An 860-nucleotide genomic window follows, 5' to 3' on the forward strand; every position below is an offset into this window, starting at 1 on the left:
TTAATCTGTTTTTTAATTTTTAGTTAAAGAATTAATTTTATAAATTAATTGAATAGTGTTATGAACAGTCTTGTGGATTTAAGTTCTAAAAGCTATAGGTAATATTTACTAAGAATAGAGATATAGAGAATTTTAGGTAGCAGGAGGGAGGGGATTTGATTTGTGATATTATTAATCTGCTTAAAGAAGATTTAAATAAAGCAGATATAGAAAATGAGATATATATGCGTCTTAAAGAACCTTATTCTGTTTTAAAAAAGATGAAAAGGAAAGAAGTGCCGATTGATGCATTGAAAGACTTAATTGCATGTAGGATTATAGTTAAATCTAAAGCTCTATGCTATAATGCTTTGGACGTAGTTAAGAGTTCTCCGCATTTAGATTGGTTATACACCAAAGATTATATCAATAGACCAAAAAGTAACGGCTATCAGTCTCTTCATAATATAATGCAGCTTTTACACTCTAAACGTAATTTTGAAATACAGATAAGAAGTGAAAATATGCATAAAGATGCTGAGCTTGGTAGAGCAGCTCATTTAAATTATAAAGAAGAACAAGACCGTCATTTGCAAAAAGTTTTTGACGTTACTAATGATACGATACTTTCTAAAGCACGTCAAATGGTGAAACAATTTGAAGGATTAGAAGAGCAAATTGTAGAATATGAAAAAGAAATTATGCGTATTTGGCATACTAAATACGACGAAATGCTAAAATGGGCAAATACTGCTGAAGTGCTAGTATTTAACAAAGATTAGGGGGATAATTAGTTCGTCATCCCGTGACTTGAACACGGGATCCAGTGCTTGGTGTCATACTGCGCGCTTGTAGCGGTATCCATCTAAAAAAATCAAAAA

1 protein-coding gene is annotated in these 860 nt (G+C 31.3%); it reads left to right on the top strand.

All coding sequences use genetic code 11. The annotated features are described in order from the left end of the window. The first annotated feature begins 155 nt into the window (after window positions 1–155). Window positions 156–761, top strand: a complete 606-nt coding sequence (locus WSW_RS0107660) for a guanosine polyphosphate pyrophosphohydrolase (protein WP_016917663.1) — start codon at window positions 156–158, stop codon at window positions 759–761. Window positions 762–860 lie beyond the last annotated feature (99 nt).

Origin of the sequence: Rickettsia honei RB, from assembly GCF_000263055.1 — a bacterium.
GTDB classification, from domain to species: domain Bacteria; phylum Pseudomonadota; class Alphaproteobacteria; order Rickettsiales; family Rickettsiaceae; genus Rickettsia; species Rickettsia rickettsii.